The 15224-nt window shown below is 61.6% G+C and carries 13 protein-coding genes; 8 read left to right on the top strand and 5 right to left on the bottom strand.

Annotated features, from left to right (window positions below):
- Nucleotides 1–12 precede the first annotated feature (12 nt).
- The 7 genes from PMI16_RS24000 (at nt 13) to PMI16_RS23970 (ending at nt 8190) form a co-directional block, all read left to right on the top strand.
- On the top strand, nt 13–1686 hold the full coding sequence (locus PMI16_RS24000) for an ABC transporter substrate-binding protein (RefSeq protein WP_007884443.1): 1674 nt from the start codon (nt 13–15) through the stop codon (nt 1684–1686).
- Entirely contained in the window at nt 1683–2657 is a 975-nt protein-coding gene (locus PMI16_RS23995) for an ABC transporter permease (RefSeq protein ID WP_007884436.1), read from the top strand. Before PMI16_RS24000 ends, PMI16_RS23995 begins: the two co-directional genes overlap by 4 nt.
- 22 nt (nt 2658–2679) lie before the next feature.
- Nucleotides 2680–3582: an ABC transporter permease gene (locus tag PMI16_RS23990; protein ID WP_007884435.1), complete on the top strand. Its 903-nt coding sequence runs from the start codon at nt 2680–2682 to the stop codon at nt 3580–3582.
- A gap of 10 nt (nt 3583–3592) precedes the next feature.
- Nucleotides 3593–4138, top strand: a complete 546-nt coding sequence (locus PMI16_RS23985; RefSeq protein ID WP_007884434.1) for a carboxymuconolactone decarboxylase family protein — start codon at nt 3593–3595, stop codon at nt 4136–4138.
- Nucleotides 4135–5529, top strand: a complete 1395-nt coding sequence (locus PMI16_RS23980; protein ID WP_007884433.1) for an LLM class flavin-dependent oxidoreductase — start codon at nt 4135–4137, stop codon at nt 5527–5529. The genes PMI16_RS23985 and PMI16_RS23980 overlap by 4 nt, the downstream gene beginning before the upstream one ends.
- 23 nt (nt 5530–5552) lie before the next feature.
- Nucleotides 5553–7262 (top strand): ABC transporter ATP-binding protein, encoded by a 1710-nt coding sequence (locus PMI16_RS23975; RefSeq protein WP_007884432.1) that lies wholly within the window; start codon nt 5553–5555, stop codon nt 7260–7262.
- Nucleotides 7263–7368: 106 nt separating this feature from the next.
- Nucleotides 7369–8190 (top strand): MetQ/NlpA family ABC transporter substrate-binding protein, encoded by an 822-nt coding sequence (locus PMI16_RS23970; RefSeq protein ID WP_007884430.1) that lies wholly within the window; start codon nt 7369–7371, stop codon nt 8188–8190.
- Between the two features lie 138 nt (nt 8191–8328).
- On the opposite strand, the gene PMI16_RS23965 is transcribed toward PMI16_RS23970, so the two are convergent.
- From PMI16_RS23965 to PMI16_RS23945, 5 genes are all read right to left on the bottom strand, one after another.
- Entirely contained in the window at nt 8329–9195 is an 867-nt protein-coding gene (locus tag PMI16_RS23965) for an ABC transporter permease (protein ID WP_007884429.1), read from the bottom strand.
- Between the two features lie 235 nt (nt 9196–9430).
- Complete coding sequence (locus PMI16_RS23960) at nt 9431–9826, bottom strand: nuclear transport factor 2 family protein (RefSeq protein ID WP_007884427.1); 396 nt, start codon at nt 9824–9826, stop codon at nt 9431–9433.
- Between the two features lie 163 nt (nt 9827–9989).
- A complete protein-coding gene (locus tag PMI16_RS23955) occupies nt 9990–10880 on the bottom strand; it encodes an ABC transporter ATP-binding protein (protein ID WP_007884425.1) in 891 nt (296 codons plus the stop codon).
- Nucleotides 10861–11862: an ABC transporter substrate-binding protein gene (locus tag PMI16_RS23950; RefSeq protein WP_007884423.1), complete on the bottom strand. Its 1002-nt coding sequence runs from the start codon at nt 11860–11862 to the stop codon at nt 10861–10863. Before PMI16_RS23950 ends, PMI16_RS23955 begins: the two co-directional genes overlap by 20 nt.
- A 1-nt stretch (nt 11863) precedes the next feature.
- Nucleotides 11864–12892 carry an ABC transporter substrate-binding protein gene (locus tag PMI16_RS23945; RefSeq protein WP_007884421.1) on the bottom strand — a complete coding sequence of 343 codons (1029 nt, stop codon included), beginning with the start codon at nt 12890–12892 and terminating at the stop codon, nt 11864–11866.
- A 423-nt stretch (nt 12893–13315) separates the two neighbouring features.
- Between PMI16_RS23945 and PMI16_RS23940 the strand changes: the two genes are divergently transcribed.
- Entirely contained in the window at nt 13316–15217 is a 1902-nt protein-coding gene (locus tag PMI16_RS23940; protein WP_007884420.1) for a potassium transporter Kup, read from the top strand.
- Nucleotides 15218–15224 lie beyond the last annotated feature (7 nt).

The raw sequence follows: 15224 nt of genomic DNA, 5'->3' as shown, positions 1-15224 counted from the left end.
GGAAAACACAACATGAACAAGACTGTATTCAAACTGCTGGCGGCCACCGCTGCTGCTGCCATCGCGCTGGCTTTCACCGCGCATGCCTTTGCGCAGACGCGCGGCGGCACGCTGACCGCCATCATCCAGCCCGAGCCGGTGATCCTGACGTCCGCATTGAACACGGCGGCGCCGACCGGCTTCTTCAGCGCCAACGTGTTCGACGGGCTGATTGAATACGACAACGACTTCAAGCTGCGTCCGGCGCTGGCGGAAAGCTGGGACGTTTCCAAGGACAGCAAGACGCTGACCTTCCATCTGCGCCACGGCGTGAAGTGGCATGACGGAAAACCGTTCACCTCGGCCGACGTCAAATGGACGCTGGAGAACGTCTGGAAGAAGTTCCACCCGCGCAACCAGATCATCTTCGGCACCGTCACCGGCGTCGACACACCGGACGACTACACCGTCATCATCCGTTTCAGCGAACCCTCGCTGGCCGTGTTGAGCTCGCTCAACAGCAACGGCGCGCAAGTGCTGCCCAAGCATCTGTACGAAGGCACCGACATCCTCAACAATCCCTACAACAACAAGCCGGTCGGCACCGGCCCGTTCGTGTTCAAGGAATGGAGCCGCGGCAACTACATCACCCTGGAGCGCAATCCCAACTACTGGGATAAAAGTAGCGTCGGGAGCAAGGGCGTGAGCAAGCCTTACCTTGACAAGATCATCTTCAAGGTCGTGCCTGACGCCGGCGCGCGCGCCGCCGCGCTGGAGAAGGGCGAAGCGCAGTACGCGCCGTTCTCGCCGGTGCCCTTGAAGGATGCCGAGCGCCTCGCCAAGCTGCCCGGGCTGAAGCTGGAGACGCGCGGCTACGACTGGATCTCGCCGTGGCTGTTCCTCGATGTCAACGTCGACCGTCCTTATTTCAAAGATGTGCGCGTGCGCCAGGCGCTGGCCTATGCGATCGACCTGAACGCTTTCAACAAGGTGGTCTGGTACGGCTTCGGCAAACCGGCGGTCAGCCCGGTGGTGTCGACGCTCAAGCAATTTCACACCGACGACGTGCCGAAATACGGCTACGACCCGAAGAAGGCCGAAGCACTGCTCGACGAAGCCGGCCTGAAGCGCGGCGCCGACGGCACCCGCCTGCGCATCAACCTCGACTACCTGCCTTACGGCGACGACTACAAGCGCAGCGGCGAATACATCAAGCAGGCCCTGAAACGCATCGGCATCGAGGTCAATGTGCGCGCGCAAGACACGCCGACTTACACCAAGCGCATCTACGGCGACCGCGACTACGACCTGTCGGTGGTGTGGTTCGCCGGCTTTGCCGATCCGCTGGTGGGCGTCACGCGTGCTTACTGGAGCGATTCGGTCGGCAAGAACATCCCATGGAGCAACGGCTCGGGTTACCGCAGCGCCGAGGCCGACAAGCTGATCGAACAGGCGCAATCCTCGGCCAGCCAGAACGAACGCGTCGCGTTGTTCAAGAAATTCCAGCAACGCGTGCAGGCCGACCTGCCGTCGATCCCGCTGCTTGAGCTGCACTTCTTCACCGTGCAGGCATCCAATCTGAAGGACACCGTCACCGGCGTCGATCAGATCTACAGCTCGCTCAAGAACGCCTGGTTCGACAGCGCGCCCAAGGTCGCCAACGCGACGCAAGCTGTTTCGCCATCCACGCAACAGGCCGTCAAATGAAGATCGGAAATGTCGTCGTGCGCCGCCTGTTGCAACTGGTCAGCGTGGCGCTCGGCGTGGCCGTCATCAACTTCTTCCTGCTGCGCCTGGCGCCGGGCGATGCCGCCCAGGTGCTGGCCGGGGAGGCCGGGGCGGCGACGCCGGAATACATGGCGGCGCTGCGCGCGCAGTTCGGTCTCGACCAGCCGCTGCTGGTGCAGTTCTGGAAGTACATCCTTAACCTCGCGCACTTCAATCTCGGCTATTCCTTCCGCCATGGCATGCCGGTGGCGCAACTGATCGGCGAGCGCGTGCCGGCCACCTTGCTGCTGATGGGGGCGAGCATTCTGTTTGCCGTTGTCGCAGGCGCGACGCTGGGCGCGATTGCCGCTTACCGCGCCGGCAAGATCGCCGACGTGGTGATCTCGACATTGGCGCTGGTGTTCTTCGCCACGCCGCTGTTCTGGATCGGCCTGATGCTGGTGGTGGTGTTCTCGGTCTGGCTTGACTGGCTGCCGGTGGGCGGCATGTTCACGATCGAGGCCGGTTATACCGGCTGGGCCCGCATCGTCGACGTGGCGCGCCATCTGGTGTTGCCGGCGGTGACGCTGGGTCTGTTCTACATGGCGGTCTACACGCGCCTGATGCGCGCGACCATGGTCGAGGTGCGTCGCCAGGATTTCGTACGCACCGCCGTCGCCAAGGGCGCGCGGCCGCCGCGCGTGCTGTTCGCGCATGTGCTGAGGAATGCTTTGCTGCCGCTGGTCACGATGCTGGGCGTGCAGGTCAGTTCCATCATCGGCGGCGCGGTGCTGGTGGAGACCGTGTTCTCGTGGCCCGGCCTGGGGCGGTTGGCGTTCGAGGCGCTGTTCCAGCGCGACTTCAACCTGCTGCTCGGCATTTTGTTGTGCAGCTCCATCGTCGTGATCGTGGTGAACTGGGTGGTCGACTTCGTCTACACCCGCCTCGATCCGCGCATTCGTTTTGCCTGAATTGTCCGAAAGAGAATCTGCAATGAGCGAACTTGTTTCCACGCTGGCGTTGAATACCGCTGACGCACCCGCCAGCCTGATCGCCGCACCGACCACGCGCGGCTGGTTCGGTCGCCTGCTGCGTTCGCCGTCGGCGCTGGTCGGCGGCGTGCTGTTGCTGGTGGTCGTGCTGATGGCGGTGTCGTCGCCGTGGCTGTTTCCCGGCGATCCGCTGGACATGGTGGCGGAGCCCTTCCTGCATCCCGGCGTCGACGCGGCGCATCTGTTGGGCAGCGACATGCTGGGCCGCGATCTGCTGAGCGGCATCTTTCACGGCGCGCGCGTGTCGCTGCTGATCGCCGTCGTCTCGACCTTATTGGCGCTGCTGCTGGGCGTGAGCGGCGGCTTGCTGGCCGGCTATTACGGCGGCCTTGCCGATGCGGTCCTGATGCGCGTGACGGAATTTTTCCAGACCATTCCCTCCTTCCTGTTTGCGCTGGCGATCGTCGCCGTGGTGCAACCGACCTTGCTGACGATTGCGCTGGCCATCGGCGTGACCGCCTGGCCGAGCCTGGCGCGGCTGGTGCGCGCCGAAGTGCTCAAGCTGCGTCACAGCGACATGGTGCAGGCCAGCGCCGCGCTTGGCGCGACCGATCTGCGCATCATGCTGCGCGACATTTTGCCCAACACCCTGACGCCGATCCTGGTGTCGACCTCGTTGATGGTGGCCACCGCCATCCTCACCGAATCCAGCCTGGCTTTCCTCGGCCTGGGCGATCCCAACGCGGTGAGCTGGGGCAACATGGTCGGTTCCGGCCGCGAAGTGATCCGCACCGACTGGTACATCACCACGATTCCCGGCATCGCCATCGTGGTGACGGTGCTGGCCTTGAATTTATTAGGCGACGGACTGGCCGACGTGCTCGATCCGCGCGACAGAAAATAGGAGAAACACCATGGCACGCGTATCCACCTTGCTATCCAACCAGTTGCCGGAAGGCGCCGCCCGCACGATCTTCGAGAAGGTCGAGAACGAATACGGCGCCTTCGGCAACATGCTCGGCGTGCTGGCGCATCGCCCGGCGTCGATCGAACACATCTACGGCCTGCTGCTGCAGTTCGCCGCCGAAGGCAACATCTCCAAGCTGCACCTGGAGATCGTGCTGGTTACCGCTTCTAGGGCCAATGAGTGCAGCTACTGCGTGTCGCACCATGCTCCCAAGCTGGCGGCGCAGCACGTGTCGGCGGAGACGGTGGAGCGCATCCTTGATCCTGACGTACCCGGCCTCGGTCCGGTGGAAAAGCTGGTGCGCGACTATGCGCTGGCGGCCACGCGTCAACGCGTCGGCGACAGTCTGGTGACGCGTTTGCGTGAACATTTTTCGGAATCGCAGATCGTCGAGCTGACCTTGCGCGCCGCGCTGTGCGCCTTCTTCGCGCGCTTCAACGAAGCCCTCGACGTGCAGCTCGAACCTGAATATGTCACGGCGGACGCAGCATGAGCACAGACGCCGGCAAGAAGGAGATCCGCCTCAACGCCTTCAACATGAATTGCGTGAACCACATCAACCACGGCTTGTGGACGCATCCGCGCGACCGCTCGCAGGACTACACCGACATCGCCTACTGGATCGACCTGGCGAAACTGCTGGAGCGCGGCAAGTTCGACGGCCTGTTCCTGGCCGACATCGTCGGCGTCTACGACGTGTATCAGAACTCGGTCGACATCACGTTGCGCGAGTCGATCCAGCTGCCGGTCAATGATCCGCTGCTGCTGATTTCGGCGATGGGATTCGTGACCGAACATCTCGGCTTCGGCATCACCGCCAACCTGACCTACGAAGCGCCTTTCCTGTTTGCGCGCCGCATGTCGACGCTCGATCACCTGACCAAGGGCCGCGTCGGCTGGAACATCGTCACCGGCTACCTCGACAGCGCCGCGCGCGCGATGGGATTGTCGGAACAGCTGGAGCACGACCAGCGCTACGACCGCGCCGACGAGTTCATGGAAGTGGTCTACAAATTGTGGGAAGGCAGCTGGGAAGACGACGCCGTCATCCGCGACCGCCGGAACCGCGTCTACGCGCAACCGGACAAGGTGCACAAGATCCGTCACAGCGGCGATTACTACAAGGTCGAGGGCTATCACCTGAGCGAGCCGTCGCGCCAGCGTACGCCGGTGCTGTACCAGGCCGGTTCGTCCGGCCGCGGCCAGGCCTTCGGCGCGCGTCATGCGGAATGCGTGTTCGTCTCCGGCCAGAGCAAGGATGCCGTGCGCAAGCTGGTGAGCGGCATCCGCGAAGGTGCCGTGCGCGAAGGGCGCAAGCCGGACGACGTCAAGGTCTTCATGGGCCTGACCGTGGTGGTGGCGCCGACCGAAAAGGAAGCGCGCGAGAAGTACGCCGAGTACGCGCGTTACGCCAGCCCCGAAGCCGGCCTCGCGCATTTCTCCAGCGGCACCGGCATCGACTTTTCGCAGTACGAACTGGACGAGCCGATCCGCCAGGTCAAGACCAATTCCATCGAATCGCTGGTCAAGACCGTGACCAACCCCGAACTCAATTGGACCAAGCGCAAACTGCTCCAGCAACTGGAACTGGGTGGCCGTTACGCCACCATCGTCGGCTCGCCGCAGCAAGTAGCGGACGAGCTGGAGGCGTGGATACGCGAGACCGACATCGATGGCTTCAACCTGACGCGCACCGTGACGCCGGAGAGCTTTGAAGCCTTCGTCGACCTGGTCATTCCCGAGTTGCAGACACGCGGCTCTTACAAGCACGACTACGCTCCCGGCACCTTGCGCGAAAAATTGTTTACCGGCGACGCGCGCCTGCCGGAACGACATGCCGGCGCAAGCTATCGGGCAGGCAAGCGCGCAGGCGTGCCTGCGTGAGCGTCGATCACGGAAAGATTCCCATGAGCCAGCTCCTCGACATCCGCAATCTCAACGTCTCCTTTCCCGGTCACGACGCCGTGAAGGATCTCAGCTTCGGCATCGCCGCCGGCGAGACGCTGGCGCTGGTCGGCGAATCCGGTTGCGGCAAGTCGACCACGGCCTTGTCCTTGCTGCGCCTGCTGCCGCCGAGCGCGCGCGTATCCGGCAACATTGTGTTCGAAGGTCGCGACTTGCAAGCCTTGCAGGAAGAAGAAATCTGCGCGCTGCGCGGCAATGCGATCTCGATGATCTTCCAGGAGCCGATGACCTCGCTCAACCCGGTGCTGACCATCGGGCAACAAGTGGTCGAAGCCATCCGCCTGCATCAGCCGCTGTCGGCCCGGGCCGCCAGGGCGTGCGCCATCGAGCTGCTGGAACTGGTGCGCATCTCCGAGCCGCAGCGCCGTTTCAACGACTATCCGCATAACCTGTCCGGCGGCCAACGCCAGCGCGTCATGATCGCCATGGCCGTGTCTTGCCATCCGCGTCTGCTGGTGGCGGACGAGCCGACCACGGCGCTGGACGTGACCATACAAGCGCAGATTCTGGAGTTGCTGGATCAACTGCGGCGCGACCTGTCGATGGCGGTGCTGCTGATCACGCATGACCTGGCCGTGGTGGAGCAATGGGCTGACCGCGTCGCCGTCATGTACGGCGGCAAGAAGGTCGAAGAAGCGCGCAGCGATATCCTGTTCGCGCATCCGCAGCATTCTTATACGCGTGGCCTGCTCGGCGCGTCCTTGCAGATGGAACAGGACTATCATTACCGCGACGGACGACTGCCGGAAATCCGTACTTCGCTCGACAAGGATGACGAACGCATCTTCACCCTGACCGGGCGCGCGCATGCGCAGCCCTTGCCGCCGATCGCAACGCCGGCAAAGCCTTTGCTGTCGCTGCAGGACGTGCACACGCATTACCGCTCGCGCAACGGCGTCGTGCACGCCGTCAAAGGCGCGTCGTTCGACATCGCGGCCGGCGAGTCGGTAGGACTGGTCGGCGAATCCGGTTGTGGAAAATCGACGTTGTCGAAAACCATCGTGCGTCTGGTCGCATCCAGCGCCGGCAAGATTCTGCTCGACGGCGACGACATCGCGCAGCTCGACGGTGCACGTTTGCGGCCGTATCGCCGCCGCGTGCAGATGATCTTCCAGGATCCCTACGCATCGCTCAATCCGCGCCACACGGTCGCCGAGATCCTCGACGCCGCGCTGGCGATCCATGACGTCAAGGACAAGACGGAACGCCGCCGCCGCATCGAGCAGATCGTCGACCTGGTCGGCTTGCCGCAGCGCGCCTTGCGCAGCTATCCGCATCAGTTCTCCGGCGGCCAGCGTCAGCGCATCGGCATTGCGCGCGCCCTGGTGCTCAAGCCGGCGCTGGTGATTTGCGACGAACCGGTGTCGGCGCTCGATGTCTCGGTGCAGGCGCAGATACTGAATCTGCTGGTCGACCTCAAGCGCGAATTCGGCTTGTCGTATCTGTTCATCTCGCACGATCTGTCGGTGGTGCGTTACATCGCCGACAAGGTGCTGGTGATGAACGGCGGACGGATTGTCGAATCGGGCGACCACGACAGCATCTGGCAAGCGCCGCGGCACGAATACACGCGGTCGCTGATCGCTGCAGTGCCTTCAGCCGCTGCGCGTCGAGGTGTGGAAGAAGCGTCGCGCGAGTTGCTGATCGCGTGATCGCCGTCGGATTCGGCGGCAATTGAAAAGCAAATATTCAAACGCCGAAAGATTCGTTGGGAACGTCGCAGGCGGCAGATAAATTAGCGCTATTTGAGGATGATTCATGGCGCGATTTTTTACCCGCTTGCTGACGGGCTTGTTGTTGACCGGCGTTGCGGCGACGTTTTCCACGACTGCGGCAGCGCAAGACAAAACACTGAAGGTCGGCGTCACCAGCGGCCCGCACGCACAGATTTTTGAAGTGGTCAAACGCGTCTTCGAACGCAGCAATCCCGGCTACAAAATCCAGATCGTCGAGTTCAATGATTACATCCAGCCGGACGCCGCGCTGGATGCCGGCGAGCTCGACGCCAACAGTTTCCAGCATCGCCCCTTTCTTAACGCGCAGATCAAGACGCGCGGCTACAAGCTGTTCGGCACCGGGCGTACTTTCATCGGGCCGATGGCGATCTACTCCAAAAAGTATCGCGGCCTGAATGACATTCCTGCCGGCGCCAGGATCGGCATTCCCAACGATCCGGCCAATGAGAGCCGCGTGTTGCTGTTGTTGCAGAAGCAGGGGGTGATCAAGCTGCGTGCGGGAATCGATCCGCTGACGGGAGTGAATGCGACGCCGATCGACATCGTCGAGAATCCGAAGAAGTGGAAGTTCATCGAGATCGATGCGGCGCAGTTGCCGCGTACCTTGGACGATCTGGATGCGTCGGCGGTGAATGCCGACTATGCGGCCAAGGCTGGTTTGCATCCGGTGCGCGATAGCCTCGTGGTGGAGAGTGGGGATAGTCCTTATGCTTGCCTGATTGCCGTGCGGGAGAAGGATAAGGAGCAGGTGTGGTTGCCTAAGCTAGTGAAGGCTTATCAGTCGGATGAGGTGAAGAGGTTTATTGATTCGGAGTTTAAAGGAGGGATTTTGGCCGCTTGGTGATTGACGGGTATTTTTGTATGTCGTTTTTTCTTCGATCAACCTTGGTTTGCCGGGCCGCCCCCGGCAGGCTTGATCGAAGAAAGAAAAACCGAAGCTACCTAAAAATGGCAAGTCGGAACAAAACACAGAACATACAACCTATCTCTGCATCCCCCACCGCTTGACAGTAACCCTCTCAATCACATTAAACCCCAGATTCTCCACCAGCAACCCAATCAAAATCACCATCGCCAGCCCCGCAAACACCTTGTCGGTATACAGCTCATTGCGATTCTGAAAGATATACCAACCCAGCCCACCCTTGCCGCTGGACGCGCCAAACACCAGCTCCGCCGCAATCAGCGTGCGCCACGCAAACGCCCAACCGATGCGCAAGCCGGCGAGGATGGAAGGCAAGGCCGCCGGCACCAGCATGAAAAGCACGAACCGCAGTCCGCGCAATCCATAGTTGCGCCCGGCCATGCGCAAGGTATCCGATACGCCCAGAAATCCGGCATAGGTGTTGAGCGCCAACGCCCACAACACCGAATGCACCAGCACAAAGATCAGGCTGTTTTCACCAAGCCCGAACCACAGCAAAGCCAGCGGCAGCATCGCAATCGCCGGCAGGGGATTGAACATCGATGTCAGTGTGCTGAGCAGATCGCGGCCCAATTGCGTGGACACCGCCAGCGTGGTCAGCGCAAACGCCAGCACGATGCCGATCAGGTAGCCCTTGAGCAGCACCTTCAGCGAGATCCACACCTTGCCGATCAGTTCTCCGGTGACGATGCCGTCGACAAAGGCCTGCGCCGTCTGCACAAAGCCCGGCAGCAGCAGGTCGTTGTTCTGGATGCGGGCGACGACCTCCCAGGTCAGCGCGAGGATCAGCAGGATCACGGTCTTGCGCACCCAGCCTTGTTGCCATATGCGTTGCGGCAGCGACAGCGTGCGTTCCAGCGGGACGTTGTCCAGCGGCGTGAGGGTGATTTCGTATTCGTCGCGGATGGGCGGGGAGAGATTCATGGCGGACTTGACCTTGTGGATTGCCGTATGGTGTTGAAAAATCATTCACCCTAGCGAATCTTGTCGCCGGCGCACACGAATCATTTCGCACAAACAAATGCGGATTTTGTATATGGCGGCTTGATACGGTTGTTTTTGCGGGGACGCGAAGGGGAGGTCGATCGTCGCCGGCGCCATGCGCGCGCATGGCTGGGGCGGCGAGATGGGGGGAGGGGAGGTCGGGGGCTGGGGATGCTCAGCTCGGGCGGCCGTGGAAGGCCTTGTTGGCGATCTTCCAGCCGTCGGCTGTTTTCAGCAGTACGAAGTAGTCGGTAAACGTGACCGGACCATGCACCAGTGTGATCTTGGCGGCGGCCGAGAGACCGCCGATGTCGATCCAGTCAACCGTGCGCCGGCGGTCCGCTTCATCGGCGGCGGGGGTGCCTTTGAAGCGCTCGCAGTAGACGTCCAGCGGCCACGAGGTGAACACGCCGTCGCGCATCGATTCGATGTGGGCGGTCGGCAGGAAGGCTAGTCGCATAGGGGCGGCATCGTCGCGGGCATGGCCGAGGAAATACTGTTCGATCGGCTTCAACACTTCGGATTGTTCGGCGTCGCAGGTCGGCTGGGATGCTGTTGCGGTTGTGGTCATGGCGGGTTCCCGGATAGTAAAAATGCCCCATGATGCGCGAACCACACTGCCGTGGGCCGCGCCGTCGCTGATAATGGATATATGCAAAGTCAGATAGTCGTCGCGGCTGTTCTTCCCGCTGGAACGCGGCTTGCCGCCGCGCCCTCGGGAGGAGGGCCACCGCTCAGTAAGAAAAGCGCACGTCCTTGAAATTCACCTGCGCGGCGGGTTCGGCCTGGCCTTCGTCGAACAGCAGGCGATGGATGCGCCGCGCGGTTTCCTGGAAGCCGACGCCGCCCAGGCTTTGCAGGTCGTACTGGTGGCTGTTGATCTCGGCGCGGACGCGGCCCGGGTGCGGCGACAACAGCAGGATGCGGTTGCCGACCACCAGCGCTTCTTCGATCGAGTGGGTGACGAACAGCAGCGTGAAGCGCACTTCTTCCCACAGGATCAGCAACTCTTCCTGCATCTTGCGGCGGGTCAGTGCGTCGAGAGCGGCGAAGGGTTCGTCCATCAACAGAATCTTCGGCTGCATCGCCAATGCGCGCGCGATGGCGACGCGCGCCTTCATGCCGCCGGACAGCGTGTGCGGATAGGCATCGGCGAATTTGCCGAGACCGACTTTGTCGAGATAGTGCAGGGCGCGCTCGGCAGCTTCGCGTTTGCCCAGCGTGCGCGAAGCCAGCAGCGGGAACATGACGTTTTGCTTCACGGTTTTCCATGGCGGCAACTGGTCGAATTCCTGAAACACGACGATGCGATCCGGTCCGGGTTGGTGGATGGCGACGCCGTCGAGACGGATTTCACCGGCAGCCGGCTTGAGGAAGCCGGCGACGGCTTTCAACAGACTCGACTTGCCGCAACCGGACGGGCCGAGCAACACGAAGCGGTCGGCCGGATAGACGTCGAAGCTGACGTCATGCGTGGCCTGCACCACGGCGGTGGCGCTGCGGTATTGCAGGCCGACGCGGTCGACGTGCAACAACGGCGTGCGACCGCTGACGTCACTATTGACGTCGCTGCCGCCGACGACGTGCAAAGCGCTGTGCGCCTGATCAACTGCCTGGTTGTGCATACGCTTCTTCAAAAAAATAGTCTTTCCATGACGCTGCACGGTTCTTCAGCACGCCGATGTCGTGCAGCTTGTCGGCGTAGACGTAGCTGCGTTGCGGCGAGACGGTGAAGTCGATTTCCGGATCTTCGACGATCTTGCGCACGAATTCAGGCGAGAGTTTCGACTTTTGTACGCGGATGAAGGTGTCGGCCGCCTTGGCCTTGTTGGCGCGGATGAATTGCGCCGCCTCGACCAGGGCGTTGTAGAACGCCTTGTAGGTCTTCGGATTGTCGTCGTGGAATTTTTGCGTGGTGTAGAGCACGTTGAAGGTCGCCGGTCCGCCGAGGATGTCGTAGGAACTGAGGACCTTGTGGACGTTCTTGTTCTCCAGCGCCTGGTACTGGAATGGCGGACTGGAGAAATGGGTATTGATCTCGGAACCGCCGGAGATCAATGCAACGGTGGCGTCGGGATGCGGCAGGCTCACCGAGATATTGTCGAAGCGTTTGTAGTCGGCCTTGCCGAACACGCGCGCGGTTTCGATCTGCAAGGTGCGCGACTGGTAGCCGACGCCGGCGGCCGGCACGGCGATGCGATCCTTGTCGCTCAGGTCTTGCAGCGTCCTGACCTTGGGATTGTTGCTCAGCAAATAGTTGGGCATGGAACCCAGCGAGGCGATCGCCTTGACGTTCTGGCGGCCGCGCGTGCGGTCCCACAGCGTCAGCATCGGCGGCACGCCGGCCGAGACGACATCAAGCGCGCCGGCCAGCAGCGCCTCGTTCATGGCGGTCGCGCCGGAGATGCTGTTCCATTCGACCTTGATGTCGATACCTTGCTGCTTGCCGTATTTTTCGATCAGTTTCTGGTCTTGCACGACGTCGAGGATCAGGTAGCCGATGCCGAATTGCTGGGCGATGCGGATCTGGCCTTCGGCGTGGGCGCTGGTGCTCAGGCTGAGTGCTGCGGCGATGGCGGTGGTGGCGATAAGTGAGGCGAAGCGCATCTTAGCTGCCTCCGTTGATGTGGGCGTCGTCGAAGAAGTAGTCCTTCACCGAAGCCGGCTTGTTCTTGATGGCGCCGACGCGTTGCATGAATTCGGCGAGCGGATAGGTGTTTTGCGGCGTGATCTTGAACTGCACTTCCGGGTTCTTGATGATTTTCAGCAGCAGGTCGCGGTCGATCTTGGCGTTGCTGACGCGGATATACGTGTCGGCAGCCTTGTCCGGATTGGCGGTGACGAATTTGGCGGCTTCGTCCAATGCGCCGACGAAGGCTTTATAGGTCTTGGGATTGTCCTTGCGGAATTTCTCGGTGGCGTACAGCACCGTGGCCGACGATGGGCCGCCGAGCACCTGATAGGAACTCAGCACGATGTGGGCTTTGGGATTGCCGGCCAGCTCCTGTTCCTGGAACGGCGGATTGCCGAAGTGCGCGCTGATTTCGGTGCCGCCGTTGATGATGGCGGCGGCAGCGTCAGGATGCGGCACGGCGACGCTGATCTTGTCGAGCTTGTTGTACTGGGCGTCGCCCCATTGCCTGGCGGACGCCAGTTGCAGCACGCGCGATTGCACCGACACGCCGACGGCCGGCAGGGCGATGCGGTCCTTGTCGCTGAAGTCGGCGATGGTCTTGACGCTGGGGTTGTTGCTGACGAGGTAGTAGGGCAGGTTGCCCAGCGACGCGACGCCGCGCACGTTCTGGCGGCCGTGGGTGCGGTCCCAGATGGTCAGCAGCGGGCCGACGCCGGCGCCGGCGATGTCGATGGCGCCCGACAGCAGCGCGTCGTTGACGGCCGAACCGCCCGACAGCTTGACCCAGTCGACCTTGATGTCGACGCCCTGGGCCTTGCCGTGTTTCTCGATCAGTTTCTGATCCTGGGCGACGTTCAGCAATAAATAGACGATGCCGAATTGCTCGGCGATGCGCAGTTGGCCTTCGGCGCGCGCCGGCGATGGGGCTGCGGCGGCCACTGCGAGCACGCTGAAACTGAGCGTGACATTGCGTGCTGCAGAAAGAAAACGTTTGGCGGGCATGGATACTCCGGAGAAAAAACAGTCTTAAGAACAAACAGCAGCGAAAGCCGCAGTTCTTTATGAGCCTGGAGTATATAAAGCCGCCGGAAGAATGGAAAACGCGTTTATTGCATATCTTTATGCGGTTTTCGCAGCATTTTGGAAGCCATTGCCGCGAATTGCGGTTTACAGGAAAAACCGTCGCGCACCGGCCGTCGCAGATGCCCGCTCCGGGTGTAATGTCAAGGCCGGCACGCAGTACAGATGCCTTTGCGCAACGCAGCATCCCACCGGGGAAATAGTGCGATAAAGTACGCGCTTACCGGCTCCGAAATCGACGACTGCGAGAATGCAAACAACTGCGCAACGCCGTCCGGCCTCCTATGCAGCCGCTGCCGGTACGCAACTCGAACTAAAAGCATCAAAACCAAATACGGGAAAACAATGAGTTCATCTCAGGTCAGACCAAATTATTCCTTCCGGTCGCAAAAACTCCACATCATCACTCTGGCGGCACTGGGCGTCGTCTTCGGCGACATCGGCACCAGTCCGCTGTATGCGCTCAAGGAATGTTTCAGTCCGGAACACGGCATCGCGTTCTCGCATGACGCCGTGCTGGGCATCATCTCGATGCTGTTCTGGTCGATCACGATCGTGGTCTCGCTCAAATACGTGCTGTTCGTCATGCGCGCCGACAACAACGGCGAAGGCGGCGTGCTGGCGTTGATGGCCTTGTCGCTGCGCACGGCCGTGAGCGGTTCGCGACGCGCCAAGTTCCTCATGATGCTTGGCGTGTTCGGCGCCTGTATGTTTTACGGCGACGTGGTGATCACGCCGGCGATTTCGGTGCTGTCGGCGGTGGAGGGGATGGAGATCGCCGCGCCGGGTACTTCGCATTATGTGATTCCGCTAACGCTGGTGATTCTGATCGGCTTGTTCCTGATTCAGCGCCACGGCACCAATCTGGTCGGCAAACTGTTCGGTCCGATCATGTTCATCTGGTTCGTCTCGCTAGGCGCGCTGGGCCTGTTCCACATCCTCAAGGCGCCGGGCATCCTGGTGGCGATCAATCCCTATTACGCCGTGCATTTCATGATCGAGCATTCGCTGCAGGCGTTCATCGTGCTCGGTTCGGTGGTGCTGGTATTGACCGGTGCCGAAGCGCTGTATGCCGACATGGGCCACTTCGGCATTCGTCCGATCCGTTTCGCCTGGTTGTACACCGTGATGCCGTGCCTGGTGATCAATTACTTCGGCCAGGGCGCCAATCTGCTTGCCAATCCTGACGCGATCAAGAATCCGTTTTATCTGATGGTGCCGGACCTGCTGCTGGTGCCGATGGTGGTGCTGGCGACGTTCGCGACGGTGATCGCGTCGCAGGCGGTGATTTCCGGGGCGTTCTCGCTGACCAGTCAGGCCATCCTGCTGGGCTTCGTGCCGCGCATGCGCATTCAGCATACGTCGGAAGACGAGCGCGGCCAGATCTATATCCCGTTGATCAACTGGATGCTGCTGGTGCTGGTGGTGGCGGTGGTGCTGGCGTTCAAGAAGTCCGACAATCTGGCGGCGGCGTATGGCGTGGCCGTGACGACGACGATGGTGATCACCACCATGCTGGCGGCGGTGGTCATGCGCATCGAATGGAAATGGCATCCGGTGCTGGTGACGTTGGTGATCGGAGCGTTCTTCATCGTCGACTTCGCGTTCTTTGCCGCCAATTTGCTGAAGATCGCCGACGGCGGCTGGTTCCCGCTGCTGCTGGGCGGCACGGCGTTCTTCTTGCTGATGACCTGGTATTCGGGCCGCATGTTGCTGCGCACGCGCATCAAGGACGACGGCATTCCGTTGGAGCCGTTCGTCGAAGGCTTGCTGGCGCATCCGCCGCATCGCGTCGGCGGCACCGCGGTGTTCATGACCGGCAACATCAACACCGTGCCGGTGGCGCTGCTGCATAACCTCAAGCACAATCGCATCCTGCACGAGCGGGTGTTCTTCCTGAAGATCAGTATCTGGGACGTGCCGTTCGTCGCCGACGCAGAGCGTCTGACGCTCAAGGATCTGGGCGGCAACGTTTATCTGCTGCGCGCCGCGTTCGGCTTCAAGGAAGCGCCGGAAATGCACAAGGTGCTGGACCTGACGGCGGCGCAGTTCAACATGGAGTTCGACCTGATGGACACGTCCTTCTTCCTGGCGCGCGACACCGTGGTGCCGAGCAAGTTGCTGGGCATGTCCTTGTGGCGCGAACAGCTGTTTGCGTGGATGTACCAGAACGGCGCCAAGCCTTCGGACTTTTTCCATATCCCGGCCAACCGGGTTGTGGAATTGGGTACCAAGGTCGAAATCTAAGGTTTCA

Source organism: Herbaspirillum sp. CF444 (assembly GCF_000282135.1).
GTDB lineage: Bacteria > Pseudomonadota > Gammaproteobacteria > Burkholderiales > Burkholderiaceae_D > Herbaspirillum.
The sequence above is the reverse complement of the archived record's forward strand: the minus strand, read 5'-3'. Positions and strand labels throughout refer to the sequence as shown.